16 protein-coding genes and 1 tRNA gene are annotated in these 24018 nt (G+C 66.9%); 1 reads left to right on the top strand and 16 read right to left on the bottom strand.

Features of this window, described 5'->3' with window-relative positions; all coding sequences use genetic code 11:
- Positions 1-62: 62 nt before the first annotated feature.
- The 12 genes from LRQ07_RS03975 to LRQ07_RS03920 form a co-directional block, all read right to left on the bottom strand.
- Positions 63-1355 carry an extracellular solute-binding protein gene (locus LRQ07_RS03975; protein WP_047520795.1) on the bottom strand — a complete coding sequence of 431 codons (1293 nt, stop codon included), beginning with the start codon at positions 1353-1355 and terminating at the stop codon, positions 63-65.
- A gap of 9 nt (positions 1356-1364) precedes the next feature.
- Positions 1365-2486 (bottom strand): LacI family DNA-binding transcriptional regulator, encoded by a 1122-nt coding sequence (locus LRQ07_RS03970; protein WP_081996922.1) that lies wholly within the window; start codon positions 2484-2486, stop codon positions 1365-1367.
- A gap of 103 nt (positions 2487-2589) precedes the next feature.
- The gene (locus LRQ07_RS03965; protein WP_256535896.1) at positions 2590-3471 is read right to left on the bottom strand and encodes a bile acid:sodium symporter family protein; all 882 of its coding nucleotides are present in this window, start codon (positions 3469-3471) and stop codon (positions 2590-2592) included.
- 73 nt (positions 3472-3544) lie between these two features.
- On the bottom strand, positions 3545-3997 hold the full coding sequence (locus LRQ07_RS03960) for a hypothetical protein (RefSeq protein ID WP_256535895.1): 453 nt from the start codon (positions 3995-3997) through the stop codon (positions 3545-3547).
- Between the two features lie 228 nt (positions 3998-4225).
- Positions 4226-4310 (bottom strand) — tRNA-Tyr (locus LRQ07_RS03955).
- A gap of 86 nt (positions 4311-4396) precedes the next feature.
- The gene (locus LRQ07_RS03950; protein ID WP_256535894.1) at positions 4397-5326 is read right to left on the bottom strand and encodes a PfkB family carbohydrate kinase; all 930 of its coding nucleotides are present in this window, start codon (positions 5324-5326) and stop codon (positions 4397-4399) included.
- Positions 5327-5577: 251 nt separating this feature from the next.
- Positions 5578-9453, bottom strand: a complete 3876-nt coding sequence (gene rpoC / locus LRQ07_RS03945) for a DNA-directed RNA polymerase subunit beta' (protein WP_047520787.1) — start codon at positions 9451-9453, stop codon at positions 5578-5580.
- 81 nt (positions 9454-9534) lie between these two features.
- The gene (locus LRQ07_RS03940) at positions 9535-13038 is read right to left on the bottom strand and encodes a DNA-directed RNA polymerase subunit beta (protein WP_256535893.1); all 3504 of its coding nucleotides are present in this window, start codon (positions 13036-13038) and stop codon (positions 9535-9537) included.
- A 209-nt stretch (positions 13039-13247) separates the two neighbouring features.
- Positions 13248-14951 (bottom strand): ABC transporter ATP-binding protein, encoded by a 1704-nt coding sequence (locus tag LRQ07_RS03935; RefSeq protein WP_256535892.1) that lies wholly within the window; start codon positions 14949-14951, stop codon positions 13248-13250.
- Positions 14948-15913 carry an ABC transporter permease gene (locus LRQ07_RS03930; RefSeq protein WP_256535891.1) on the bottom strand — a complete coding sequence of 322 codons (966 nt, stop codon included), beginning with the start codon at positions 15911-15913 and terminating at the stop codon, positions 14948-14950. Before LRQ07_RS03930 ends, LRQ07_RS03935 begins: the two co-directional genes overlap by 4 nt.
- Positions 15914-15947: 34 nt before the next feature.
- Entirely contained in the window at positions 15948-16952 is a 1005-nt protein-coding gene (locus LRQ07_RS03925) for an ABC transporter permease (RefSeq protein ID WP_047520782.1), read from the bottom strand.
- A gap of 86 nt (positions 16953-17038) precedes the next feature.
- Positions 17039-18712 (bottom strand): ABC transporter substrate-binding protein, encoded by a 1674-nt coding sequence (locus tag LRQ07_RS03920; RefSeq protein ID WP_256535890.1) that lies wholly within the window; start codon positions 18710-18712, stop codon positions 17039-17041.
- Between the two features lie 163 nt (positions 18713-18875).
- Here LRQ07_RS03920 and LRQ07_RS03915 point away from each other — a divergent pair, with 163 nt between their 5' ends.
- On the top strand, positions 18876-19796 hold the full coding sequence (locus LRQ07_RS03915; RefSeq protein ID WP_256535889.1) for a sugar kinase: 921 nt from the start codon (positions 18876-18878) through the stop codon (positions 19794-19796).
- Between the two features lie 27 nt (positions 19797-19823).
- Here the strand turns inward: LRQ07_RS03915 and LRQ07_RS03910 are convergent, their stop codons facing one another.
- From LRQ07_RS03910 to LRQ07_RS03895, 4 genes are read right to left on the bottom strand one after another with little or no spacing between them, the layout of a single operon-like run.
- The gene (locus tag LRQ07_RS03910; RefSeq protein WP_131491791.1) at positions 19824-20690 is read right to left on the bottom strand and encodes a MurR/RpiR family transcriptional regulator; all 867 of its coding nucleotides are present in this window, start codon (positions 20688-20690) and stop codon (positions 19824-19826) included.
- A 12-nt stretch (positions 20691-20702) separates the two neighbouring features.
- A complete protein-coding gene (locus tag LRQ07_RS03905; protein ID WP_256535888.1) occupies positions 20703-22214 on the bottom strand; it encodes a glycoside hydrolase family 3 N-terminal domain-containing protein in 1512 nt (503 codons plus the stop codon).
- Entirely contained in the window at positions 22211-23044 is an 834-nt protein-coding gene (locus LRQ07_RS03900; RefSeq protein WP_047520772.1) for a carbohydrate ABC transporter permease, read from the bottom strand. Before LRQ07_RS03900 ends, LRQ07_RS03905 begins: the two co-directional genes overlap by 4 nt.
- On the bottom strand, positions 23041-24015 hold the full coding sequence (locus tag LRQ07_RS03895) for a carbohydrate ABC transporter permease (RefSeq protein WP_047520770.1): 975 nt from the start codon (positions 24013-24015) through the stop codon (positions 23041-23043). Before LRQ07_RS03895 ends, LRQ07_RS03900 begins: the two co-directional genes overlap by 4 nt.
- Positions 24016-24018: the final 3 nt, after the last annotated feature.

The following is a 24018-nucleotide window of genomic DNA, read 5'->3' as shown; positions in this document are numbered from 1 at the left end:
GGTGGAGCAGCGCGGCGGGGTGGGCACGCGGTCGCCCGCGCCCCCACCTCCGCCGTCACCGTCTACTGGAATCCGTACCCGTCGTTGGACGCGATGTTGGCATCGATGTCCGCGACGGCCTGGTCGAGGGTCGCCGTGACGTCGGCGCCGCTCATGATGTTCTTCGCCGCCGTCTCGAACGTGGTCGAGATCACGGCGTAGGCGGGAGTCTCCGGCCGCAGCACGGCGTACTTCTGCGACAGCTCCACGAACGGGCGCAGCACACCGTCATCGCCGAAGTACTCCGACGCCTGCGCAGCGGCTTCCGTCGCCGGGATGACGATCTGGTTGTCGGCGAACTCGGTGATGTACTCGTCGTTGAAGCTGAACTCGAGGTACTGCCGGGCGCCATCGGCGTCGTTGCAGCCCGAAGAGATCGCCCACTGCCACGACCCGCCACCGATCTTCGGGCCGTTGCCGAAGTCGGGCGGCGGCAGGATCAGGAGATCATCGCCGATCGCTTCGACGGATGCCAGCGCGTTCCACACTCCGGTGTAGCTGAGCGCCACCTCATCGTCGACGAACTCCTGGTTGCCGATCGTGCCCGCGTTGCTCGCGTAGCCCTCGGCGAAGAGGTTCTGGAACCAGGTGCCCCACTCCACGGCGGCGTCGCCGTTCAGCGCGCCGTCCGCGGTGAGCATCGTGTCGCGGTCGATCAGATCGCCGCCGAAGCTCTGCAGCAGCGGGGAGTATGCGTACGGCCACCACTCGCCGGTGTCTTCCGCACCGATGTCGATGGGGGTGTCGTAGCCGGCGTCCTGCAGCGTCGACAGCGCGGCATCGAACTCGGAGGCCGTCCACGGCTGGTCCGTCGAGGGGATGCGGATGCCGTTGGCATCGAGCACCGACTTGCGCGCGAAGATCGACAGCGCCGCATCCCAGTAGCCGGCCGAGTAGATCTCGCCGTCCCACACGCCCACCGCCGTCGGGAGGAGCTTGTCGGTGATCTCGGTCGAGATCTCCAACGGCTGGAGGTACTCCGCCCACGCCCAGTTGGGCATGATCGGCCCATCGAGGTCAAGCAGGCAGGGAAGGTCTCCCGAGGCCGCCGCAGCGACGATCGCGTCGTTGTAGGCCCCTTGCGGGAAGGACTCGTGCACGACTTCGTACTCGTCCTGCGAGGCGTTGAAATCGGTGATGATCTTCTCGTAGACAGCGAGCTCCGCGGCGTTCCCCGCCGAGTGCGTCCACATCGTGAGCTGCGTTCGACCGTCTTCTCCGGTCGTGTTGCCTTGACCTGCTTGTCCACATCCTGTGAGGGCGAGGGCTGTCACCAACCCGGCCGCCACGAAGATCGGCGACGTTCTGCGCGTCATTGTGGTTTCCTATTCTTGGTGCCTGACGCCCACGTCGGGCACCTGATCGGGAGCCGCCGAGCGCGGCCCTTCGGTTGTGTGTGAAGCCCGTCGTCGGTTCTGTTTGGCGACATGCGCCGGCGGCGGGCCCACGGAATCCCGTCGGATGACGGGACAGTCCATTCGGTGCGAGGCGTCCTCATCCCCCTCTGCGCGGACGCCGAGCGCGACCTCCATCGCCCAGCGACCCATCTCGTAGTGGGGCAGAGCGATGGTGGTGAGAGGTGGATCCATTTCTGCGGCGACCAACTGCTGATCGTCGTAGCCGACGACCGAGAGGTCGCGCGGGATTTCGAGGCCGCGATGGTGTGCCGCGGCGTAGACGCCGATCGCCATCCGGTCGTTGAAGCAGAAGATGCCGGTCGGACGCTGGTCCTCGGGCAGATCGAGCAACCGCTCGGCTGCCGCACGCCCGCCCTGCGCGGACGTCTCCCCCGTCACATGGAGCGCGGGATCGGCCTCGATGCCCGCCTCGGCCAGCGCTTCGAGGTAGCCCTCGTGACGCAGTCGCGAGGCGATGGGCTCGGGGTCGTCGGTGTCGAGGTACGCGATGCGGCGGTGTCCGGCGGCGAGCAGCTCTCGCACCGCGGCCGCACCGCCCACGCGGTCATCGGGCACGACGCTGCGGAAGCCGCCACCCTCGGGGTAGCAGTCGAGCAGCACCGAGCCTCGAGGGAGCCCGGCGGGGACGTCGACCGCGCGGTGCCACATGCAGGCGTAGATCATGCCGTCGACCTGCTGTGCCGCCAAGGCGCGGAGGGCATCCGCTTCGATGTCTGCGTCGCCGCCGGTGTCGATGAAGAGCAGGAGGTGATCATGCTCGCGCGCGGCGTCCTGTGCGCCGGCAAGCATGCGGCCCGCGAACGGGGTCGTCGCGATCTGGTCGGACAGGAGTCCCACGATGCGGGTGCGTTGCGTGCGGAGCCCGCGGGCAACGGCGCTGGGGGCGTAGCCGACGGCCTCCGCAGCCGCACGGACACGGATGCGGGTCTGCTCGGAGATGCGCGACTCGGCATCGTTCAGCACGAGCGACACAGTGGTGACCGACACGCCGGCTGCAGCGGCGACATCAGAGATCCGCGCTCTGCCCATCGCGTTCACCTCACTCCGTCGTGTGGCGACCAGATCACCTCGGGCCGCTGTTAAATCGATTTATCAGATGCTAAACCAGGCGTGCGTTCGAGGTCAAGCCCTCTCAGGGCGAAGGCGCCACCGGGGCGGGGACCGCGTGACGGTCTCGGATCAGGAACCCGAAGCCGAACGCGATGAAGAACATCAGCACTCCGTACACCGCGGCGGGAAGGCTCAGCTCCACCGATCCGACCACCGACTGAGCGATCACGATCGCCAGCGTGGCGTTGTGGATGCCGATCTCGAACGACGTCGCGATCGCCTGGCGCTTCCCCACGCGGAGCATCCGCGGGACGAAGAAGCCGACCGTGAGGCTGATCAAGCAGAACAGCACGGTGATCAGGGCGAGCTGGGTGAAGTTCGAGACGAGGAGGGTCCAGTTCGATGCCACGGCGCCCGCGATCACGACGACCAGGATCACGACGGAGGCGATGCGCACCGGCTTGTCCATGCCGCCGGCGAACTTCGGCCAGAAACGTCGCACGATCATGCCGAGAGCCACGGGCAAGAGCACGATCGCGAACACTTCGAGCGCCTTCGACCACTGCAGCCCCAGTCGGTCGTCGAACGGCTGGAAGTACGCGATCGCGAAGTTCGTGATGATCGGGAGGGTGATCACGGCGATCACAGAGTTCACGGCGGTCAGCGAGATGTTCAGGGCGATGTCACCGCGGAACAGATGACTGTAGAGGTTCGCCGTGGTCCCGCCCGGCGACGCCGCCAGCATCATCATGCCGACAGCGAGGATCGGTGGCAGCTGGAACGCGAGGACGAGGCCGAAGCAGATGGCCGGCAGCAGCACCAGCTGACACAGCAGGGCGATGATCACCGCCTTCGGCTGCTTCAGCACCCGCGCGAAGTCGGCGAGGGTGAGGCTGAGCCCGAGCCCCAGCATGATGATGCCGAGGGCGACGGGCAGTCCGATGGTGGTCAACGCTGATCCCATGGAACTCAGTGTGGCCGAGAAGGGGCTCCGGTGTCACGCGTATCCGTGAGGATCCCCTTCTCGGCCCGGACGGTCAGGAGCAGACCGTGGAGAGCTCGGTGATGCTGTCGGTGAGCGCCTGCACGTGCTCGCTCATCTTCGAGACGTCCACGTTCGCCGGGTCGGAACTCGCCTGGTCGAGGAAGTCGACGTACCCCTTCAGCGCGGCTGCGGAATCGTCGGCGGAGGGCTTCACCTCGTCGTTCGATACCTGCTTCGCCGCATCGTCCACCTTGCCCTGAGCCTCCTTGAAGGCGGCCAGTGCAGCGTTCGGGTCCGACGTGTCGACCGACGAAAGCGACTGCAGGTCCGAGAGGCTCGTGACCATGATGTCGCAGGCCTCTTCCTTGGTCTGCGTCGCGGCCGGCTTGTCCGCCGACTCCGGCTTCGCGTCACTGCCCGAGTCGGAGGCTCCCGCGGCACAGCCGGTGAACAGGAGCGCGAGCAGCGCGATGGAAGCGGCGGTGACGGAACGAGATGCGTTCATTGTGTATGTATCCTCTTGGCTGTGTACCGGGACCCCGGCTTGTCTCAAGCACACCACGTTACTGGTGCCGCGCCGAGGCACCCGGCATTGGCGGCAGTGTCTGTTCTCGAGGAGTTCGGTGATTCTTCACCTCGCGACCGAGAGAGGGGCTCCGCAGGCCTGAAATGCGAAATGCCTCCGGGGCCGGAGGCATTTCTGTTCGCGATCGATAGCGCGGAGGTGGTGGTTTGGTGGCGAGTGAGGGATTCGAACCCCCGAATGCAGAGCAGTCTGATTTACAGTCAGATCCCTTTGGCCGCTTGGGTAACTCGCCAGAGCGCACCCGTCCGACTTGAACAGCCAACCGGGGGCACGAGAGACAAGCATACCCGCCCGAGGCGGGTGCAAGAAATCGAACGGTCAGCTGCCGTTCACACCGCGTCCGGCATCTGCGAGCGACTCGGGCGTCCGCAGCAGACCGCCCTCGGCGCGACAGGTCGCGGCAGCGACATCCATGGCTCGCCGCAGCAACGAACCCCACTCCCCCACGTCTGACGGAGACGCCGCGACCAGGCCTTCCGACACCGCGGCGAGAGTCGCGTCTCCCGCACCGACGGTGTCGATCACGGCACCGGGAAGCTGCGCGATCGGCGCGGAGATGATGCCGGCATCCGCATCGATCGTCGCGCCGTCGGCACCCGCGGTCGCAAGGACGGCCGCAGCGCCGAGCCCCCGCAAACGCGCGCGCAACGCGTCGAGGTCACCGTCGTAGAGGATCGCCGCGTCATCTGCTCCGACCTTGACGATGGCCGCCGAAGCAGCGAGGCGCTCGAACCCGCGGACGAACTCCTCCCGGTCGCTGAGCATGCCCGTTCGCGGGTTGGGATCGACCGCCACGCGTGCGTCACCCAGGGCGTCGACGAGCGCATCGACCTCGGTCGGCACATCGAAAGGGAAACAGCTGATCGCGACGAGACCGGCTTCGGCAATCGCCTGACGCGTCTCGTCGGAGTAGCGGACACTGCGCTTCTGCGCGGCCTCATTGAAGACGTACTGCGGCTCGCCGTTCGCCGCCCGCTGCACGATCGCCCGGGACGAGCCGAGCGGAGCCTCACTCGCGATCAGACGCACGCCGTGGTCGGACAAGTACTCACGGATGTGCCCACCGGCCTCGTCGTCGCCCACCATCGCGATCAGCGTCGTCGGCACGCCGAGACGTCGGAGACCGACAGCGACATTGAGTGCCGCACCGCCGACGAGCTCTCGTACCCCGGCATCGTCCCGGATCTCGTCGATCAAAGCGTCGCCGATCACGACCACGGAAACGGCAGAAGTAGTGTCGTTGCTCACCCGCCGACACTATCGCGCCGCGGGTCGCACGGGGAACGCCGTCAACTCTGAAGGAGTTCTCTCGAAAAGAAGGAGCCTTTCGGGGATGCTCTCCTTCAGAACGCGAGAACTCCTTCAGACGTGCGCGCTTCAGCACGTGCGAACTCCTACAGACGTGCGCGCTTCAGCACGCGTGACGCGGCCCTGCGCCCATCCCGGACACGAAGAAGGCCCCAGGCGAATCGCCTGGGGCCTTCTCACTCAGCACTCACTCAGTTGTAAGTACCGGGCGTGATGTCGTCCGTCGAGAACGCGTCGAAGTCGACGTAGCCGAAGTCGCCGTCAGCGTACGCACCGTCGGATGCGAAGATCCGGTTCGGGTAGCGCTCGCTCTTGGCTTCCTCGGTGGCCTCGACCGTGACGTCGCGGTACTTCGAGAGACCGGTTCCGGCAGGGATGAGCTTTCCGATGATGACGTTCTCCTTGAGACCGACCAGCGGGTCGCGCTTGCCCTGCATCGCAGCCTCGGTGAGCACGCGGGTCGTCTCCTGGAAGGAGGCGGCCGACAGCCACGACTCGGTCGCGAGCGACGCCTTCGTGATACCCATCAGCTCCGGACGGCCGGACGCGGGGCGCTTGCCCTCGGACACAGCCTCGCGGTTGATCGACTGGTAGCGCTTGAGGTCGACCATCTCACCCGGGAGCAGGGTCGTGTCGGCGTGATCGACGACGGTGACCTTGCGGAGCATCTGACGGACGATGACCTCGATGTGCTTGTCGTGGATCGGCACACCCTGCGAGCGGTACACGCCCTGGACGCCGCCGACGAGGTAACGCTGCACCTCGCGAGCACCCATGACGCGCATGATCTCCTTGGGGTCGAGCGTGCCGACCTGCAGGGGCTGACCGACGGTGACGTGCTGGCCGTCCTCGACGAGAAGCGTCGCACGCTTCAGCACGGGGTAGACCACGGGCTCGTCGCCGCTGTCGGGCGTGAGGATGACCTTCTTGCCCTTGTCGGTCTCGTCGATCGTGATGCGGCCATCGGCCTCGGCGATCGGGGACGCACCCTTGGGGGTACGCGCCTCGAAGAGCTCCTGCACACGGGGAAGACCCTGCGTGATGTCGTCCGCCGATGCCGAACCACCCGTGTGGAAGGTACGCATCGTCAGCTGGGTACCGGGCTCACCGATCGACTGGGCCGCGATGATGCCGACGGCCTCGCCGATGTCGACGGTCTTGCCGGTCGCGAGCGAACGGCCGTAGCACTGCGCGCAGACACCGACAGCGGAGTCGCAGGTCAGGACCGAGCGCACCTTGATGCTCTCGACACCGAGACCGACGAGCTTGTCGATCAGCACGTCACCCACGTCGTCACCGGCAGCGGCGAGCACCTCGCCCGACGCGCTCACGACATCGGAGGCCAGCGTACGAGCGAACACCGAGTTCTCGACGTTGGCGTCGCGCACGAGCTCACCCTGCGAGTTCGGAGCGGCGATCGGGAGCTCGAGGCCCTTCGACGTGCCACAGTCCTCTTCGCGGATGATGACGTCCTGCGAGACGTCCACCAGACGACGGGTCAGGTAACCCGAGTCGGCGGTACGCAGAGCGGTGTCGGCCAGACCCTTACGGGTACCGTGCGTCGCGATGAAGTACTCCGCCACCGACAGGCCCTCGCGGTACGAGGAGATGATCGGACGCGGGATGATCTCACCCTTGGGGTTGTTCACCAGACCACGCATACCGGCGATGTTCCGGATCTGCAGCCAGTTACCACGAGCGCCCGAGGACACCATGCGGTTGATGGTGTTGTCCTCCGGGAAGTTCGCCCGCATCGCGGCCTGGACCTCGTCGGTTGCCTCGGTCCAGATCTTGATGAGCTCCTGGCGACGCTCGGAGTCGGTCGTCAGACCCTTCTCGTACTGCGACTGAACCTTCGCGGCCTGCTTCTCGTAGCCGGCGACGATCTCGCCCTTGTTCGGCGGCGTGAGGATGTCGCTCAGGGCGACGGTCACACCGGAACGCGTGGCCCAGTAGAAACCGGCGTCCTTGATGCGGTCCAGCGACGCGGCCGTCTCGACCTTCGGGTACTCCTCGGCCAGCTTGTTGACGATCTGCGACAGCTTGTTCTTGTCGGCCTGCTCGCGAACGAACGGGTAGCCCTTGGGAAGCGTGTCGTTGAAGATCGCCTGACCCAGCGAAGCGTCGACGAGACCGTGACGCTCGTAGCCCTCGGGAGCTTCGCCCTCGAGGAAGGTCAGACCGGGGATGCGGATGCGGATCTTCGCCTGCAGGTCGAGGGTGCCCTCGTCCTTGGCCAGGATCGCCTCGCCCACCGAACCGAACGCACGACCCTCACCGACCGCACCCTCCCTGACCGTGGTCAGGTGGTGCAGACCGATGATCATGTCCTGCGAAGGCAGGGTGACCGGACGACCGTCGGACGGCTTCAGGATGTTGTTCGACGCGAGCATCAGCACGCGGGCCTCGGCCTGAGCCTCGACCGACAGGGGCAGGTGCACAGCCATCTGGTCACCGTCGAAGTCGGCGTTGAACGCCGCGCAGACGAGCGGGTGCAGCTGGATGGCCTTACCCTCGACGAGCTGCGGCTCGAACGCCTGGATACCCAGGCGGTGCAGGGTGGGTGCACGGTTGAGCAGCACCGGACGCTCGCGGATGATCTCTTCGAGCACGTCCCAGACCTCGGGACGGGTGCGCTCGACGGCGCGCTTGGCAGCCTTGATGTTCTGCGAGTGACCGAGATCGATCAGGCGCTTGATGACGAACGGCTTGAAGAGCTCCAGCGCCATCTGCTTGGGCAGACCGCACTGGTGCAGCTTCAGCTGCGGGCCGACGATGATGACCGAACGGCCGGAGTAGTCGACACGCTTTCCGAGCAGGTTCTGACGGAAACGACCCTGCTTACCCTTCAGCATGTCGCTGAGGGACTTCAGGGCACGGTTACCCGTACCGGTGACGGGACGACCGCGGCGACCGTTGTCGAACAGGGCGTCGACGGCCTCCTGCAGCATGCGCTTCTCGTTGTTGACGATGATCTCGGGGGCACCGAGGTCGATCAGACGACGAAGACGGTTGTTGCGGTTGATCACACGACGGTAGAGGTCGTTCAGGTCGGAAGTCGCGAAGCGGCCACCGTCGAGCTGGACCATCGGGCGCAGCTCCGGCGGGATCACCGGGACGACGTCGAGGACCATCGCGGCCGGGCTCATGCCGGTCTCGAGGAACGAGCTGACGACCTTGAGGCGCTTGATCGCACGGATCTTGCGCTGACCCTTGCCCTCGGAGATCTGCAGACGCAGGTTCTCCGCCTCGGCGACGAGGTCGAACGCCGCGAGGCGACGCTGGATCGACTCGGCGCCCATGTAGGCCTCGAAGTACTGACCGAAGCGGTCCTGCAGCTCGTGGAAGACGTCGTCCTCCGGGCGCAGGGCACCGACCTCGAGGGTACGGAAGTCCTCCCACACGCGCTCCAGCTTCAGGATCGCGTCGTCTGCACCCTTGCGGATGAGCGACATCTCCTTCTCGGCGGCGTCCTTGACCTTCTTCTTGGCGTCGGCCTTGGCACCCTCTGCCTCGAGAGCGGCGAGCTCCTCCTCCAGCTTGGCCAGGCGCTCCGCGATCTTGGCGTCGCGACGGTCGCCGAGCGTCTTCAGCTCGAGGCGGATGTTGTTCTCCTGCGTGCCCAGGTCGCGGTGACGAGCTTCCTCGTCGACCGAGATGACCATGTAGGCGGCGAAGTAGATGACCTTCTCGAGGTCCTTCGGTGCCATGTCGAGCAGGTACCCGAGGCGCGAGGGCACGCCCTTGAAGTACCAGATGTGGGTGACCGGAGCAGCGAGCTCGATGTGCCCCATGCGCTCACGACGGACGGAGCTCTTGGTGACCTCCACGCCGCAGCGCTCGCAGACGATGCCCTTGAAGCGGACGCGCTTGTACTTGCCGCAGGCGCACTCCCAGTCGCGGGACGGGCCGAAGATCTGCTCTCCGAAGAGACCATCCTTCTCCGGCTTCAGAGTGCGGTAGTTGATGGTTTCGGGCTTCTTGACCTCACCGTAGGACCACGCGCGGATGTTCTCTGCGGTGGCCAGGCCGATGCGAAGCTCGTCGAAAGTTGTGGACTCGAGCACTAGTTCTCCTGTGTCGGAAATTCTGTTTGAGAAGTCTGCTTCGGTGTGCCCGGGAGTTGGACCCCCGGGCACACCCGCGGATTAGATCTCGTCGATCGAGGCGGCCTCGAAGCGGCTGGAGATGTTGATACCGAGCTCTTCCGCGGCGCGGAACGCCTCATCGTCGGTGTCGCGGAGGTTCACCAGTGTGCCGTCGGCCGAGAGGACCTCGACGTTCAGGCAGAGCGACTGCATCTCTTTCATGAGCACCTTGAAGGACTCGGGGATGCCGGGCTCCTGGATGTTCTCGCCCTTGACGATCGCCTCGTACACCTTGACGCGGCCGAGGATGTCGTCGGACTTGATCGTGAGGAGCTCCTGGAGCGCGTATGCGGCGCCGTAGGCCTCGAGGGCCCACACCTCCATCTCACCGAAGCGCTGTCCACCGAACTGCGCCTTACCACCGAGCGGCTGCTGGGTGATCATCGAGTACGGACCCGTGGAACGTGCGTGGATCTTGTCGTCGACCAGGTGGTGCAGCTTCAGGATGTACATGTAGCCCACGGAGATCGGGGCCGGGAACGGCTCGCCGGAGCGGCCGTCGAACATCTGGGCCTTTCCGCTCGAGTCGATCAGGCGCACACCGTCGCGGGTCGGGGTCGTCGCGTCGAGGAGACCAGCGATCTCCTCCTCGCTCGCACCGTCGAACACCGGGGTGGCGACCTTCGTACCGGGAGCAGCTTCGAAGGCCTCCTCCGGCAGACGGACGGCCCACTCCGGGGTGCCCTCGACCTTCCAGCCCTGCTTCGCGATCCACCCGAGGTGGGTCTCGAGCACCTGACCGAAGTTCATTCGACCCGGGATGCCGAGCGGGTTCAGGACGATGTCGACCGGGGTGCCGTCCGCCATGAACGGCATGTCCTCGATCGGGAGGATCTTCGCGATGACACCCTTGTTGCCGTGACGGCCGGCGAGCTTGTCACCCTCGGTGATCTTGCGCTTCTGGGCGATGTAGACCACGACGCGGCGGTTGACACCGGAGCCGAGCTCGTCGTCGCCGTCCTCGGCGTTGAACTCCTTGACCGCGATGATGGTTCCCTGCTCACCGTGAGGCACCTTCAGGGACGTGTCGCGGACCTCGCGGCTCTTCTCGTTGAAGATCGCGCGCAGCAGACGCTCCTCAGCCGACAGCTCGGTCTCACCCTTCGGCGTGACCTTGCCGACGAGGATGTCGCCGGGGCGCACCTCGGCGCCGATGCGGATGATGCCGCGCTCGTCGAGGTCCTTCAGCAGCTCCGGGCTGACGTTGGGGAGGTCACGGGTGATCTCCTCCTTGCCGAGCTTGGTGTCGCGCGCGTCGACCTCGTACTCCTCGATGTGGATCGAGGAGAGGGTGTCGTCCTTCACCAGGTCCTGGCTCAGGATGATCGCGTCCTCGAAGTTGTAGCCCTCCCACGTCATGAACGCGACGAGGAGGTTCTTCCCGAGGGCCAGCTCGCCGTTCTCGGTGGCGGGACCATCGGCGATGACCTCTCCGACCTCGACGCGCTCACCGGCGTTGACGACGACCTTCTGGTTGTACGACGTGCCCTGGTTCGAGCGGTCGAACTTACGGAGGTGGTACTCCTGCGTCCCGCCCTCGTCGAGCATGACGACGACGCGGTCTGCGGAGACCTCGGAGACGACACCGGCCTTCTCGGCGGTGAGGACGTCACCGGCGTCGATGGCCGTGTAGCCCTCCATACCGGTTCCGACGAGCGGCGAGTCGCTGCGCAGCAGCGGGACGGCCTGACGCTGCATGTTGGCACCCATGAGGGCGCGCTGTGCGTCGTCGTGCTCGAGGAACGGCACGAGCGAGGTCGCGACCGACACCATCTGGCGCGGGGAGACGTCGATGTAGCCGATGTCTTCCGGCAGGAACATGTCGACCTCGCCGCTGCCGCCCTTGGGGCGGGCCAGGACGTGGCTCTCGAGGAAGCGACCCTTGGCATCGAGCGGGGCGTTCGCCTGCGCGATGTTGAAGTCGACCTCTTCGGAAGCCGTGAGGTAGTCGATCTGCTCGGTCACGACGCCGTCGACGACCTTGCGGTACGGGGTCTCGATGAAACCGAACGAGTTGATGCGCGCGAAGGTCGCGAGCGCACCGATCAGACCGATGTTCGGGCCTTCCGGAGTCTCGATCGGGCACATGCGGCCGTAGTGCGAGGGGTGGACGTCACGGACCTCAACGCCGGCGCGGTCACGCGAGAGACCACCGGGTCCGAGCGCGGAGAGACGACGCTTGTTCGTCAGACCTGCGAGCGGGTTGTTCTGGTCCATGAACTGCGACAGCTGCGACGTTCCGAAGAACTCCTTGATCGCGGCGACGACGGGGCGCACGTTGATCAGGGTCTGCGGCGTGATCGCCTCGATGTCCTGCGTGGTCATGCGCTCGCGGACGACGCGCTCCATGCGGGAGAGACCGGTGCGGACCTGGTTCTGGATGAGCTCGCCGACCGCGCGGATGCGACGGTTGCCGAAGTTGTCGATGTCATCGGTCGCGAGACGGATCTCGGCCTTCTTGCCACCGCGGATGCCCGTGAAGGTCTCCTCGGTGCCCGCGTGCAGGCGGACGAGGTACTTGATCGTGGCCACGATGTCCTCGACGGTGAGCACCGAGGAGGTCAGCGGCTGGTCCAGGCCCAGCTTGTGGTTGATCTTGTAACGACCGACCTTGGCCAGGTCGTAGCGCTTCGGGTTGAAGTAGAAGTTGTCCAGGAGGGCGCGGGCGGCCTCGGCGGCGACCTGCTCGCCCGGACGGAGCTTGCGGTAGATGTCGCGGAGCGCATCTTCCTTCGTGACGATCGTGTCCTTCGCGAGCGTCTCCTCGATCGAGGTGTAGCCGGCGAACTCGGCGAGGATCTCCTCGCTGGTCATGCCCAGCGCCTTGAGGAAGACGGTGACCGACTGCTTGCGCTTGCGGTCGACGCGCACGCCGACCTGGTCGCGCTTGTCGATCTCGAACTCGAGCCATGCACCACGGCTCGGGATGACGCGCGCCGACACGATGTCCTTGTCGGACGTCTTGTCGGGGGTCTTGTCGAAGTAGACACCCGGGGAGCGGACCAGCTGCGAGACGACGACGCGCTCGGAGCCGTTGATGATGAACGTGCCCTTGTCGGTCTGCAGCGGGAAGTCGCCCATGAAGACCGTCTGGGTCTTGATCTCACCCGTGAGGTGGTTCATGAACTCGGCCTCGACGTACAGCGGAGCGGCGTAGGTCTTGCCACGCTCCTTGCACTCCTCGATCGAGTACTTCTCCGGCTCGAGGTAGGGGTTCGTGAACGACAGCTGCATCGTCTCGCCGAGGTCCTCGATCGGGGAGATCTCCTCGAAGATCTCGCCCAGACCGCTGTTCTCGTTGACGTCCGTGCGCCCCTGCTTCTTGGCCTCGGCCACGCGCGCCTTCCAGGCGTCGTTGCCGACCAGCCAACCGAAGGATTCGGTCTGCAGAGCGAGAAGGTCAGGGACCGTCAGCGTGTCGGAGATCTTGGCGAACGAAAGACGGGAAGCTCCGCGTCCGTTCTTGGTGGTGGTGGATGTGGATGCGTTGCGAGCAGCAGCCAAGGGAATAACCTCCGTGAGCCCCGCAGGGCTTCTCGATTCCTTTGTCGTCAGGTGGAGTGTGCGCTCGAGAACTCAACGAAATGCCGACCACCATATGAGGGCAGGGAGGAGCGAGCGCAACTACCAACTATACGCACGATTGTGCGACATGGCAAGCGCAGTCCTTGACCAATGTGGGAAGCTGCGGTATGAGCCCTGGCCCGGTGCTCTCAGGACGCGATGTTCAGCTCGTTGCCGGGGATCGAGGCCAGCAGTCGACGCGTGTACGGGTCCCGCGGGTTGGTGAAGATCTCCTCCGAGGTCGCCGCCTCGACGAGCCTGCCGTCCTTCATGACGCAGACGTAGTCGCTGATCAGTCGCACCACGGCGAGGTCGTGGGAGATGAACAGATAGCTCAGTCCGTACTCCCGTTGCAGGTCGCCGAGCAGCGTGAGGATCTGGTCCTGCACCAGCACGTCGAGTGCCGAGACCGGCTCGTCGCAGACGATCACGTCGGGAGAGAGCGCGAGGGCCCGCGCGATCGCGACGCGCTGCCGCTGGCCTCCGGACAGCTCGGACGGGTAGCGACGCAGCATCGACTGCGGCAGCGCCACGTCGTCCAGAAGCTGCCGCACGCGCTTGCGTCGATCGGCTCCGCTGCCCCTCTTGTAGAACTCCAGCGGTTCGGCGATCAGGCGCTCGATCGTGAACATCGGGTTCAGGCTCGAGTACGGATCCTGGAAGATGGGCTGCACCTGCTGACGGAACTCGCGCGTCTCGGCCCGCGAGAGCGCCGAGATGTCCTTGCCCTCGTAGCGGATCAGTCCGCTCGTGGGCTCGATCACCTTCAACAGCATCCGCGCGGTCGTGGTCTTCCCCGAGCCGGACTCCCCCACGATCGCGACGGTCTCCCCGCGTGGGATGACCAGCGACACGTCGTCGACGGCCACGAAGTCCTCACCACGCCCCCGCACCGGGTACACCTTGGTGAGGTTCTCGATCTCGACGATGTTGTCGGCGGGGACGGTCCCGGCGGCATCCGTCTCTGCGGTGCGCTCCTGCACCCCGAAGGCCTCCGGCCGCAGTCGGGCGGCGGCGACCGAGGGAGCGGCCTTCACCAGAGACTGCGTGTACGGATGCTGCGGATCCTCCAGGATCTGCCGCGCAGCTCCTTGCTCGACGACCTTGCCGCGGTGCATCACGATCACGCGCTCCGCGCGCTCAGCGGCGAGCCCGAGGTCGTGGGTGATGAGCAGCACGGCCGTTCCCAGCTCGCGGGTCATCTGCCCGATCTGATCGAGGATGGTCTGCTGCACGGTCACATCCAGGGCGCTGGTCGGCTCGTCGGCGATCAGCAGTCGCGGCTTGCACGCCAGACCGATCGCGATGAGCGCGCGCTGGCGCATGCCGCCGGAGAACTCGTGCGGGTACTGCTTCGCACGCCGCTCGGGGTCGGGAAGGCCCGCGGCCGTGAGTGCCTCCACCACCTTGGCCTGCACATCCTGCCGCGTCGCGAGACCGTGGGCGAGCAGCGTCTCGGCGACCTGCGTGCCGATCTTGGCCACCGGGTTCAGGTTCGACATCGGATCCTGCGGGACGAGACCGATGTCCCGGCCGCGGATCGTGCGCAGCTCGTTCTCGGAGGCGTGGGTGATGTCCCTCCCATCGAGCCGGATGCTCCCGGAGGCCACCTTCCCGCCACCCGCGAGAAGTCCGATGATCGCCATCGCGGTGGTCGACTTGCCCGAACCGGACTCGCCCACGATCGCGACGGTCTCGCCCGGACGGATCTCGAGGTCGACACCTTCGACGGCGTGCACGACCCCGTCCATGGTGGCGAAGTCCACGGCGAGTCCTCGGACCGACAGCAACGGCTCGGTCGACATCTGGTTCTCCTTCACGGCGCGCGTCGCGCCTTCGTCGCGCGCGTTCATCGCGCCCTCGTCCGCGGGTCCATCGCCTCGCGCAACGCCTCGCCGAGGAGGGTGAAGCCGAGCGCGGTGACGGCGATGCAGATGCCGGGGAGGAACGCGAGCCACGGGGCGATCGCGAGTTCGGACTGTGCGTAGGTGAGCATGCGCCCCCACTCGGCCGTCGCGGGGCCGCCGCCGCCGAGGCCGAGGAACGACAGCGCCGCCGCATCGATCACGGCGGTCGCGAGCGTCAGCGTCCCCTGCACGATCACGGGGCCGATGGCGTTGGGGAGCACGTGCGACATGGTGATCTTGCCGCGGCCGAGGCCGAGCGTCTGCGCCGACAGGACGTAGTCGCTCGAACGCTGCTGCAGCATCGACGCACGGAGCAGCCGCGCGAAGATCGGCACCTGGGACGCACCGATGGCGATCATCACGGCGAACGGGGTCTGCCCGAGGATCGCGGCGATCGACACCGCGAGCAGCAGGTTCGGCACCGAGAGGATGATGTCGACCACGCGCATGATCAGGGTGTCGACCCACCCGCCGAACGTCCCGGCGATGAGGCCGAGGATCATGCCGCCGACAAGGCCCATCGCGGTGGAGATGACACCGATCAGGAGTGATGCCTGCGCGCCCCAGATCAGCTTCGACAGCACGTCCCCACCGAAGCGGTCGAGGCCGAGCGGGAACTCCGGCAGCTCCCCCGGACCGGGGATGTGGGTCGGCGTGATGTACTTCGCCCCGGGAAGCGCCGTCTCCGGGTACGGAGCCAGCCAGGGGGCGAGTGCGGCGACGAGCAGGAACAGCAGCACGATGACGGCGCCGATCCAGGCCGTGGGATTGCGACGGAGGCGACGGAACACGTCCTGCCAGAATCCGCCGGAGCTCTTCTTCAGGTCGGCCTGCGCGATCGCGACGGTGTCGATGCCGCCGCCGCTCTCTGCCGATGGCCCTTGGGCGGGCGGAAGAGGGATGCTCATGCGACCGCCTCCTTTCGGACGATGGAGAGGGACATCACTGCACCCTCACTCTCGGGTCGATGAAGCTGTAGGAGACATCGACCGCCAGGTTGATCAGCGCGTACGCGATCGCGATGAAGATGATGAAACCCTGAAGGACCGGGAAGTCCCTGGTGAAGATCGCCCTCGCCAGGAACGAGCCGATGCCGGGGAAGGCGAACACCGTTTCGGTGAGCACCGCCCCGGAGATCAGGAGTCCGGTCTGCAAGCCGATCGTGGTGATCACCGGGAGCATGGCGTTGCGCAGGATGAAGCGGTTGCGCAGCGTCGGGGAACCGACCCCCTTCGCCCGGCCGGTGCGCACGTAGTCCGCGTTCTGCACTTCCAGGACGCTCGCCCTGGTGATGCGCACGATGATCGCGAGCGGGATCGTCCCGAGCGCGAGCGCCGGCAGGATCAGATGCAGGATCGCGTCCCATGCGGCGTCGAATTCACCGGTGATGATGCCGTCCCACACATAGAACCCCGTGGGATGGGTGGCGTCTATTCGAGGATCCTGTCGTCCGTCCGACGGCAGCCAGCCCAGTTGCACGGCGAACACGTACTTCAGGATGAACGCCAGGAAGAACACCGGGATCGTGATGCCCACGAGGCTCAGCACGACCGATGCGTGGTCGGTGAACTTGCCGTGACGTCGGGCCGCCCAGTAGCCCAGCGGGATACCGATGCCGACCGCGAAGATGAGCGCCATGACGCTCAGCTCCAGCGTCGCGGGGAACCGGCGGAGGAACTCCTCCGTCACCGGCCGGTTCGTCTGGATGGACGTTCCGAAGTCGCCCTGCAGGAGTCGGCCGATCCAGGTGAAGTACTGCTGGATGATCGGCTCGTCGAAGCCGTAGAGCTCGTTGACCCTGGCGATGGCCTCGGGGGTGGCCTTCTCGCCGAGGAGGGCGACCGCGGGGCCGCCGGGAAGGGCCCTGACCCAGGCGAACAGCAGGATGCTGAGCCCGAACAGGGTGGGGATGAGGAACAGCAGTCGCCTGCCGATGGTGCGCAGCACGAAGATCTCCGTCGATCGGAAGGTACGCCGCTCCCCGGTCCCGCGGAGTGCGCGGGACCGGGGCTCGACGTATCACACGGTCAGGCCTACTTGGTGAGGACGATGTCGGTGAAGACCTCGTCGTTCACGGGGCTGGCCGGGTAGCTCTCCACGCGCGGGTCGAACGCCAGGGTCGGCGCGGGGTGCGCGAGCGGGACACCGGGGATGAACGTGGCGACCATCTCGTTGATCTCCTCGTACAGCGCGGTCTGCTCCTCGAGGTTGGAGACGCCGCGCGCCTCCGTCAGCTTCTGGAACAGCTCCGGGTTGTCGAAGCCCCACTCGGAGCTCTTCTGCCCGAAGAAGACGCCGACGAAGTTGTCGGTGTCGTTGTAGTCACCGGTCCAGCCCAGCAGGTGGATGCCGTGGTCCGCCGTGCCGGTGGTGCGGTCGAGGTACTCGACCCACTCCTCCGAGACCGGGGTGGTCTCCACGCCGACTTCGGAGAGCTGCGACGACAGGACCGTGTAGATCTGCTCGGGGTCCGGCATGTAGGGACGCGACACGTTGACCGGGTAGTTGAACGTCAGCTTCAGTGGGTTCGCCTCGTCGTAGCCCGCCTCGGCCAGCAGCGACTTGGCCTTCTCGGGGTCGTAGTCGAAGGTCGTCACGTCCGGGTTGTAGCCGTTGACGACCTCGGGGACGAACGCGATCGCCTTCTGCGTGCCCTCGGGGAGCACCTGGCTGATCAGGGCGTCCTTGTCGACGGCGTACGACAGCGCCTCACGGACCTTCGGGTCCTGGAGCTCCGGGACGGCCTGGTTGAACGCGAGGTACAGGATCGTGAACGGCGGGCGCGAGACCATCGTGAACCCGTCGTCGGCGAGGGCCTTGGTGTCGGCGGGGCCGACGAGGTCGTAGCCGTCGATCGAGCCGGACTCGAGTGCCTGGCGGCGGGCGGTCGGGTCATCGATCGTGCGGAAGATGATCTCGTCGATCTGACCGGCATCGCCCCAGTAGTCGTCGTAGGCCTTGAGCGTGACCTGCTCGCCCGGTGCCCACTCCTCGAACTGGTACGGCCCGGTGCCCACCGGGTGTCCCATCGCGTACTCGGACAGCTGCGGAGCCTCGGCGGAACCGCTGACCTCGTCGGCGCCGAACTCCTGCATGGCCGACGGGCTCTGCATGGCGAACGAGGGCAGCGAGAGGGAAGCGACGAAGCCGGCGAACGGCTTGTTCAGGTCGACCGTGACCGAGTAGTCGCCGTCTGGGGTGCACGACTTGTAGACGGCATCCGCCGCGTTGGAGGCGTACCCCTTGAAGAGCTTGTTGTAGTAGTAGCCGAAGGCCTCGGACGCGGCCAGACCCGTCCAGTTGAACCAGCGGTCGAAGTTGGCGCAGACGGCCTCGGCGTTGAACGGCGTCCCGTCCTGGAAGGTCACGTTCTCCTTGAGCGTGAACGTGTGCGACATGCCGTCCTCGGACGACTCCCACTTCTCGGCGAGGAGCGGCGCGGGGTCGGCGGTGCCGGGCTCGGTGCCGACGAGACCCTCGAAGATCTGTCGCGAGACGCGGAAGCTCTCGCCGTCCTGCGCGAACGCGGGGTCGAGGCTCGCCGGGTCGGAGGACGCCGCGAAGACGAACGTCCCGTCCACGTCGCCGGAGCCCTCGGCGCCGTCATCTCCTCGTTCGCTCGCGACACACCCGGCGAGGGCGAGAGCGGCGATCGTGGCTCCGGCTGCGGCGATGAGACCTCGCCGACGCTTGACTGATTGGTGCATTGTGTGACCTTCCCTGTCGGGCGCTTCTTTGCGCGTCCCGAAGCCTCTTCGCCTCGGGGACGGTGATGACTAGACGGTACCCAGCGGATCCTCAGATACCAAACGCATCCAGGTTGCAATCCGGTATCGGCGCGACCGGCGTCGATCCGGTAGTGTCCAGATCGTGCCCGACTCCCCCACGCTCGCCGTCTGCTTCGGAGAAGGCATGGTCGCCCTCGTCGCGGCCGCCGCGGGACCGCTCGAGGACTGCCGGACCTTCCACCGTTCCCTCGCGGGAGCCGAGTGGAACACCGCGATCGCTCTGGCATCCGCCGGTATCCGCACCGCCGTCGTCTCGCGCGTCGGCGATGACGGGTTCGGTCGTTTCCTCACGGCGGAGCTGCGCGCCCACGGCGTCGACGATTCCGCGGTGCAGGTCGACGCCGATGCGCCGACCGGACTCTATGTGAAGGAGCTCGCCCCGCGAGCGGATGGCGCGGTCGACGGCACCATGCACTACTACCGGTCGGGTTCCGCGGCCTCGGCGATGTCCCCGCAGTCGTTGGCCGAGCCGAGTACCTCCGCACTCCTCGCCGAGGCGGCACTCGTGCACACCTCCGGAATCACCCCGGCCCTGTCCGCATCGGCACTCGCGGCGCAGGAATCGCTGTTCGCCGACCGGCGTCCCGACAGTCTGCTCAGCTTCGACCTGAACTGGCGGCCCGCGCTGTGGCGTGGCCGCGTGGCGGAGGGGAAGGCGGTCGTGTCGGACTTCGCCCGCCGGGCCGACATCGTGTTCTGCACCCGTCCCGACGCCGAGGCGGTGTTCGGGACCAGTGACCCGCAAAAACTCCGTGCGCTCTTCCCCGAGCCCCGGTACCTGCTGGTCACCGACTCCGGTGGTGCCGTCGCCTACGACGGCACCGAACGTGCCGAGAGTGAAGCGCTCGACGCCCCCGTCGTCGAGACGATCGGTGCCGGGGATGCCTTCGCCGCCGGATTCCTGGCCGGCGTCCTCACCGGACTCTCGCTCACGGGAAGCCTCGCCCGCGGACACCGCATCGCGACGCGCGCGCTCGTCAGCACCCGCGACCACGTCGACTGACACGCCCTCGGCCCGGGAAGAGTGGCCTCAGGGCCTCCGTCGTGACGGAACCGCGTCGTGCGTGCGCTGCAACGACACGGCCACCGGTTCGCCGCTGTGCTGCACGACGCGGACGAAGAGCACGTCGACCAGGGCGAGCTGGGCGATGCGGCTCGACATCGCGGCCATCCGGAACGGCGATTCCCGCGCGTGCGTGAGCAGCACGACATCCGCCGCGAGCGCCACCGGTGAATCGGCCACGCTGGTCACCGCGACCGCCAGGGCTCCGGCGTCGCGCGCGACGTCGAGAGCACGGATCGTCTCGGCCGTCTCGCCGCCGTGCGAGAACGCGATCGCCACATCACCGGTGGTGCGCAGGGCGGCGGCGGTCACCGCGAGATGCGGATCCGAGGAGTGCGAGACCGAGCATCCGATGCGAGACAGCTTCAGCAGCAGGTCCTGCGCCGTCAGGGACGACGCCGCCTGCCCGAAGAGGTCGATGTGCCGTGCACCGACCACCGCGCGGGCGACCCGGTCGAGGGCATCGGCATCGAGGGCGAGCGCGGTCTGCTCGATCGCGTCGATCTCCTGCGCGGCGAGCTTGGCCGCGATGGCCGTCGGCCCGTCCTCCCGGTCGATCGCCGTGGTGTCCAGGCCGAAGCGCGCCTGCTGCGCCTGCGCGAGCGTGATGGCACGCGCGACCGCGACCCGGAGTTCCCGATACCCGGAGTAGCCCAGGGATTGGGCATAGCGGGCGACCGTCGACAGGGACGTGCGGCAGAGCTGGGCGAGATCGTTGATCGCGAGGTCCACGACGAGCGTGGGGTCTCCGAGGATCGTCTCGGCAACCCGTGCCTCTGCGGCACTCACCTTCGGAAGGGAGCGTCGCACCCGAGCGAGAACGTCATCGTCCATGGGGGTCCTGTCTCAGCCGGCGCTGTTCATCCTCTGCGTCACGGCGAAGCGCCCCAGGAGTGCTTCCCTCGCCATCTGCGCACCGAGCCTACTGGCAGCGGCGACCTCGATGGTGGGCAGCGGAAGGGGACTCCGCGTCGGAAGACCGACGTTGACGACGACCGCTCCGGGATCACGGACAGCCGCCCGCTCGACGAGAGAGCGCTGCGCGGCATCCGTGTCCGGCCTGTCGATCAGCAGCACCGTCGTACCGGGCGCCGCCGTGACCTCGTCGAGCACACGGTCCTGCTCCGGCAGGTCGGCGGACGCGACGTCCAGGCGCACACGGAGTCCGTCTGCGGCGAGGGCATTCGCCACGTACGATCCCGCACTGTCGACGGCGAGGGTCGACCGGCGGCGCGCGTCGATGACCGCGAGGGCCGTGGCTGCCTCGGGGGCATCGCCGGAGACCGTCACCGTCCGACGCACGATCTCCGCGGCGTCGTAGTCGTCCGGGTCGTCGTGCCCGAGCTCTGCGGCGGCGCGCAGCTTGGTGGCGAGTGCGGCGACGCGAGCGGCCGCCTCTTCCACGCGCGCACGGGAGAGCGAGCCGTCGCGCAACGCGGCGACGATCCCGTCCCTGGCGGCGTGGAAGTCCCGTTCGTCCTGGTCCACAAGCGCTGCGTCACCCGGGTTGGTCGGGTTACCGATGCAGAGGAGGTCGGCGCCGGCAGCGAGGGCGAGCGCCGCTCCCCCGCCGAGTCCGACCGTCTCGCGGATGGCGGCCATGTCCAGCGCATCCGTGATGATGACGCCGTCATAGCCCCAGTCGCGCAGCTTTCCGAGCACGCGGGGGTTGAGCGTCGCGGGCTGCTCGCCCCACGCCGGGACCACGATGTGGGCGGTCATCACGGCATCGACGCCGGCATCGACCGCCGCGCGGAACGGCTCCAGGTGCACCCGCTCGAACTCCTCGACGTCGAGAGTGATCTCGGGAAGGGAGTGGTGCGAGTCGAGGTGGGTGTCGCCGTGGCCGGGGAAGTGCTTCACGCACGCGGCGACCGCGGAGTCCTGGATGCCGTCGATCGTCGCGACCACGTGACGTGAGACGAGCGCCTCGTCGTCACCGAAGGCGCGCACACCGATCACCGGGTTGCGAGGGTCGGTGTTGACGTCGGCGACCGGACCGAGCACGACGTTCGCACCGACAGCACGGACCCGCCGGGCGAGTTCCGCGCCGGTCCGCTCCGAGGCGACCAGATCGTCGAGGAGCCCGAGCTGAGCGGCTCCGGGCACGGTGGAGCCGGTGGCGGATTCAAGGCGCGTGACGCTGCCGCCCTCTTCGTCGATGCCGATCAGGGCGTTCGGGTTCGCGTCGAGGATCTCGGCGCTCAAGGCCGGGAGTCCTTCGCCGACGTTCTGGCCGAAGTACACCACGCCGGCCAGGCCGTCGCGCAGTTCCTGGCGCAACCACTCGGGTGCTTCGGTGCCGAAGAATCCCGGCCACAGCACACCGTTCGCGAGGCGCTCGAGCTCGTCGGTCATCCCTTCACCGCTCCTGCGACCATGCCCGAGGCGAGCTTGCGCTGCACGAGGACGAAGAAGATCATGACCGGGACCGTGATGATGGTCGAGGCCGCCATGATGCTGCCCCAGTCGTTGGAGTAGAGGCCGAAGAACGACTTCAGACCGATCGAGACCGTGTACTGGTCGGTCTGCGCGCCGAGGATCGTCATCGCGAAGATGAACTCGTTCCACGCGGTGATGAAGCTGAAGATGCTCGTCGCGACGAGACCGGGCATGACCAGGGGCAGCAGCACCGAACGGAACATCCGCCACCAGCTCGCGCCGTCGATGTACGCCGCCTCTTCGAGCTCGACGGGGACGGCGGCCACGAAGCCGCGCAGCATCCAGATGCCGAACGCGAGGGACAGCGCGACGTACACGACCATGAGTCCGAGGATGCTGTTGAGCAGACCGAGGCTCTTGACCTGAAGGAAGAGCGGGATGACGAGCGCCTCGAGCGGCACCATCTGCACGATGAGGATCATCATCAGGATCATGGTGCGGAACTTGAACTTGAACCGCGCGACCGCGACCGCGGCGAGCAGACACACGAGCGCACTGACGAGCACGGTGACGAGCGCGACGATCGCCGAGTTGCGGAGGTAGGTGCCGAAGCCGCCCTCGGTCAAGACGAAGGCGAAGTTGTCCCACGTGAATTCCTGGGGGACCAACGACTGCCCGCCGCTGGAGGCCTTGGCGTCGAAGGCGCTGGAGACCATCCAGTAGACGGGGAACAGGGTGAAGATCAGGACCGCGGCGACCGCGATGCCGGTGCCGATGCGGGAGCGGAGCCTCGGACGCGGGTTCACAGCTCGTCCTCCTTCATGAGGGAGCGGATGTAGACGATCGTGATGCCGATGAGCACGAGGGTGAGCAGCACGGCGAGAGCGGCACCGAATCCGTAGCGGTTCTGTCCGAAGGACTCGACGTAGGACCAGACACCGAGGTTCAGCACCTGACGGTTGCCGCCCCCACCGCCGGGCATCAGGTACACCTGTGCGAAGACCTTGAAGTCCCAGATGGTCGAGAGGATGATCACGACCGAGAACACGGGCCTGAGCGTCGGGAAGATGATCTTCCAGAAGCGGCGCCAGGCGCCCGCACCGTCGAGCGCTGCGGCTTCGAGCATCTCCTTCGAGACGCCGAGGAGGCCGGCCAGCACGGTGATCGCCACGAACGGGAAGCCGTGGTGGACCACGTTGAGGAGCACGATGGCGTAGAACGACCACTGGTTCGTGAACCAGTTGACCGGATCGCTCATGAGACCGAGGTCCATCAGGACCTGGTTGAAGATGCCGCGGTCGGCATCGAAGATGAAGGTCCAGACGTACGTGCCGGTCACGGCGGGCATCGCCCACGCGACCATGATGCAGCTGGAGACGATGACCCGCCAGGTCGTGCCGAGGCGTGCCAGGAGCAGGGCCACGAGCGTGCCGACGGCCACGGTGACGAACACCGCGACGGCGGCGAACCCGACCGTGTTGGGCAGCACCACCGTCCAGAGAGTCGGGTTGGTGAGCGCCTCGACATAGTTGTCGAAGCCGATCCAGTTGTTCTCCCCGGTGTTGATCTCACGCAGGCCGTAGTCCTGCAGCGAGTAGATGAACACCTGGACGAGCGGCCAGAGCATGAGCACCGCGAGGATGGCCAGCCCGGGCGCGAGAAGGAGCCAGGGGCGGGCCGCGACGATCGAGAGACCGCGTCGCTTCCGGCCGCCGGCCACGGAGGCGGAGGTGGACTCCGCCTTCGTGGCCGGCAGTGGCGCTTGCACCATCGACATGGA

Origin of the sequence: Microbacterium sp. J1-1, from assembly GCF_024498615.1 — a bacterium.
GTDB lineage: Bacteria > Actinomycetota > Actinomycetes > Actinomycetales > Microbacteriaceae > Microbacterium > Microbacterium aurugineum.
Note: the sequence above shows the minus strand (reverse complement) of the source record. Positions and strands in the feature narration are given on the sequence as shown.

Bases quoted from the DNA above. Each gene is read 5' to 3' on its own strand.
- LRQ07_RS03975 (WP_047520795.1), bottom strand. From the start codon at position 1,355: ATGACGCGCAGAACGTCGCCGATCTTCGTGGCGGCCGGGTTGGTGACA.
- LRQ07_RS03970 (WP_081996922.1), bottom strand. From the start codon at position 2,486: ATGGGCAGAGCGCGGATCTCTGATGTCGCCGCTGCAGCCGGCGTGTCG.
- LRQ07_RS03965 (WP_256535896.1), bottom strand. From the start codon at position 3,471: ATGGGATCAGCGTTGACCACCATCGGACTGCCCGTCGCCCTCGGCATC.
- LRQ07_RS03960 (WP_256535895.1), bottom strand. From the start codon at position 3,997: ATGAACGCATCTCGTTCCGTCACCGCCGCTTCCATCGCGCTGCTCGCG.
- LRQ07_RS03935 (WP_256535892.1), bottom strand. From the start codon at position 14,951: ATGAACGCGCGCGACGAAGGCGCGACGCGCGCCGTGAAGGAGAACCAG.
- LRQ07_RS03930 (WP_256535891.1), bottom strand. From the start codon at position 15,913: ATGAGCATCCCTCTTCCGCCCGCCCAAGGGCCATCGGCAGAGAGCGGC.
- LRQ07_RS03920 (WP_256535890.1), bottom strand. From the start codon at position 18,712: ATGCACCAATCAGTCAAGCGTCGGCGAGGTCTCATCGCCGCAGCCGGA.
- LRQ07_RS03910 (WP_131491791.1), bottom strand. From the start codon at position 20,690: ATGGACGATGACGTTCTCGCTCGGGTGCGACGCTCCCTTCCGAAGGTG.
- LRQ07_RS03905 (WP_256535888.1), bottom strand. From the start codon at position 22,214: ATGACCGACGAGCTCGAGCGCCTCGCGAACGGTGTGCTGTGGCCGGGA.
- LRQ07_RS03895 (WP_047520770.1), bottom strand. From the start codon at position 24,015: ATGTCGATGGTGCAAGCGCCACTGCCGGCCACGAAGGCGGAGTCCACC.